This is a genomic window from Simplicispira sp. (assembly GCF_028687295.1).
Classification (GTDB): Bacteria; Pseudomonadota; Gammaproteobacteria; order Burkholderiales; family Burkholderiaceae_C; genus Simplicispira; species Simplicispira metamorpha.
On the sequence record NZ_JAQUAL010000224.1, the window covers coordinates 1 to 3,034 of the forward strand.

General features: G+C 63.8%; 2 protein-coding genes. Both read right to left on the bottom strand.

The window, feature by feature from the left end; translation table 11 throughout:
- Positions 1-1,460, bottom strand: a 1,460-nt coding sequence (locus PHX69_RS15880; RefSeq protein WP_288045085.1) for a DNA topoisomerase IV subunit A, incomplete at its 3' end; no start/stop codon positions are given.
- 167 nt (positions 1,461-1,627) lie between these two features.
- On the bottom strand, positions 1,628-3,034 hold a 1,407-nt coding region (locus PHX69_RS15885; RefSeq protein ID WP_288045087.1), incomplete at its 5' end, for a toprim domain-containing protein.

The window sequence follows — 3,034 nt, forward strand, 5'->3', positions numbered from 1 at the left end:
AAAATCTCTTCGAGCTTGCCCTGGCTCTCGCGCAGCTCTTTCAGCTCTTGCTCGATCTTGATGGCTTCGAGGCGCGCCAGTTGGCGCAGGCGGATTTCCAAAATGTCTTCCGCCTGGCGCTCGCTCAAGGCAAAGCGTGCCATCAGCGCGGCCTTGGGCTCCTCGGCCTCGCGGATGATGGCGATCACCTCGTCGATGTTGAGCAGCACCGTCTGGCGCCCCTCCAGGATGTGGATGCGCGCCAGCACCTTGTCCAGCCGGTGCTGGCTGCGCCGCGTGACCGTGGTCTGGCGAAACTCCACCCACTCCAGCAAAATTTGCCGCAGCGACTTTTGCACCGGCTTGCCGTCAATGCCCACCATGGTCAGGTTGATGGGCGCCGAGGTTTCCAGGCTGGTGTGCGCCAACAGCGCCGTAATCAGCTCTTGCTGCGGGGTTTTGCCGGTTTTGGGCTCGCACACCAGGCGCACGGGGGCGTCTTTGCTGGATTCGTCGCGCACGCCATCGAGCACCGCCAGCACGCTGGCCTTGAGCTGGGTCTGGTCTTGGCTCAGGGCTTTTTTGCCCGCCTTGATCTTGGGGTTGGTCAGCTCTTCGATTTCTTCCAGCACCTTTTGCGTGCTCACGCCGGGCGGCAGTTCGGTGACGACCAATTGCCACTGGCCGCGCGCCAGTTCTTCGATCTTCCAGCGCGCGCGCACCTTCAGGCTGCCCCGGCCTGTGCGGTAGGCGTCGGCAATGTCAGAGGCACTGCTGATGATCTGGCCGCCACCGGGGTAGTCGGGGCCGGGAATCAGCGCCAGCAGTTCTTCAGCAGGCAGTTGCGGGTTTTTGATCAGCGCCACGCAGGCATCGGCCACCTCGCGCAGGTTGTGGCTGGGGATTTCGGTGGCCAGGCCCACGGCAATGCCGCTGGCGCCGTTGAGCAGCGTGAACGGCAGGCGCGCGGGCAACTGGCGCGGCTCGGTGGTGGAGCCGTCGTAGTTGGGGATGAAATCCACCGTGCCTTCGTCGATCTCGCCCGTGAGCAGGCTGGTGATTTTGGCCAGCCGCGCCTCGGTGTAGCGCATGGCGGCGGCGCCGTCGCCATCGCGCGAGCCAAAGTTGCCCTGGCCGTCGATGAGCGGGTAGCGCTGGGCAAAGTCTTGCGCCATGCGCACCAGCGCGTCGTAGGCCGACTGGTCGCCGTGCGGGTGAAAGCGGCCCAGCACATCGCCCACCACGCGCGCGCTTTTCACCGGCTTGGGTGCGGTGTTGCCCGAGTAGCCCAGGCCCATGCGCTCCATGGCGTACAGAATGCGCCGCTGCACGGGCTTCATGCCATCGCACACGTCGGGCAGCGCCCGGCCCTTGACCACGCTGAGGGCGTATTCCAGGTAAGCGCGCTGGGCGTAGGCGCCCAGGCTGTCGGTGTCGGCGCTGGCGGCGGGAGTGGAATCGAGAACGGTGGTATCAGTCATAAGAAAAAACGCTTCCAAGGCTTATGCAGCAAGCGCGAGCAGCTATGGTTTTTGTGTGAACCTGGGTGGGGGCCATGGTGCAGGCAGCGCTGGCATCCATGGCATTAATTGCTCTGTTTTTGATAGCTACTTGCGCTTATCTGGCAAGGCCTGGAGGCCAAAAACACTTAAATATCCAGCTCCACGCTGTCGCCGTGCAGTTCCATCAGCGCGCGGCGGGCGGCGGCTTCGCCTTTGCCCATGAGCTGGGTGATCAATCCCTCGGTGGCGGCAAAGTCCAGGTCGCCCAATTGCACCGGCATGAGGCGGCGGGTGTCGGGGTTGAGGGTGGTTTCCCACAGCTGCTCGGCGTTCATCTCGCCCAGGCCCTTGAAGCGGCTGATCTGGCATTTGTCGCGCGCCACGCCTTCTTTGGCGCATTTGTCGAGGATGGCGGTCAGCTCGCCCTCGTCCAGCGCGTACAGCTTGCTGGCGGGCTTTTTGCCGCGCGCGGGCACATCCACCCGGAACAGCGGTGGCCGTGCCACATACACATGGCCTGCCTCGATGAGCTTGGGAAAGTGCCGGAAAAACAGCGTCAACAGCAGCACCTGGATGTGCGAGCCGTCCACGTCCGCATCACTCAGGATGCAGACCTTGCCGTAGCGCAGGCCGCTCAAATCGGGCGCATCTTGCGGGCCGTGCGGATCGACGCCAATGGCCACCGAGATGTCGTGGATTTCGTTGTTGGCAAACAGCCGGTCGCGCTCAACTTCCCAGGTGTTGAGCACCTTGCCGCGCAGGGGCAGAACGGCCTGGTTTTCCTTGTCGCGGCCCATTTTGGCGCTGCCGCCGGCGCTGTCGCCCTCCACCAGAAAGACTTCGTTGTAGGCCGTGTCACGGCTCTCGCAATCGGTGAGCTTGCCCGGCAGCACGGCCACGCCCGAGCCTTTGCGTTTTTCGACTTTTTGCCCGGCCTTTTGCCGCGTTTGCGCCGCCTTGATGGCCAGTTCGGCCAGTTTTTTGCCGTACTCGACGTGCTGGTTCAGCCACAGTTCCAGTGCCGGGCGCACAAAGCCACTCACCAGCCGCACCGCGTCGCGCGAGTTCAGCCGCTCTTTGATCTGGCCCTGGAATTGGGGATCGAGCACCTTGGCCGAGAGCACGTAGCTGGCGCGGGCAAACACGTCCTCGGGCATCAGTTTCACGCCCTTGGGCAGCAGACTGTGCAGCTCGATAAAGCTTTTCACGGCCTGGAACAGGCCATCGCGCAGGCCCGATTCGTGCGTGCCGCCAGCGCTGGTGGGGATGAGGTTGACGTAGCTCTCGCGCACCGGCGCGCCTTCTTCGGTGAAGGCCACGCACCAGGCGGCGCCTTCGCCTTCGGCAAAGCTGTCGTTCTGGCTGTCGGCAAAGCCCTCGCCCTCGAACAGCGGAATCACCGGGTCGGTGACCAGCGTCTGCATCAGGTAGTCGCGCAGGCCGCCTTTGTATTGCCAGGTTTGCGTATCGCGGGTTTTTTCGTTGATGAGCGTGACCGACACGCCCGGCATCAGCACGGCTTTGCTGCGCAGCAGGTGGGTCAGCTCGCCCAT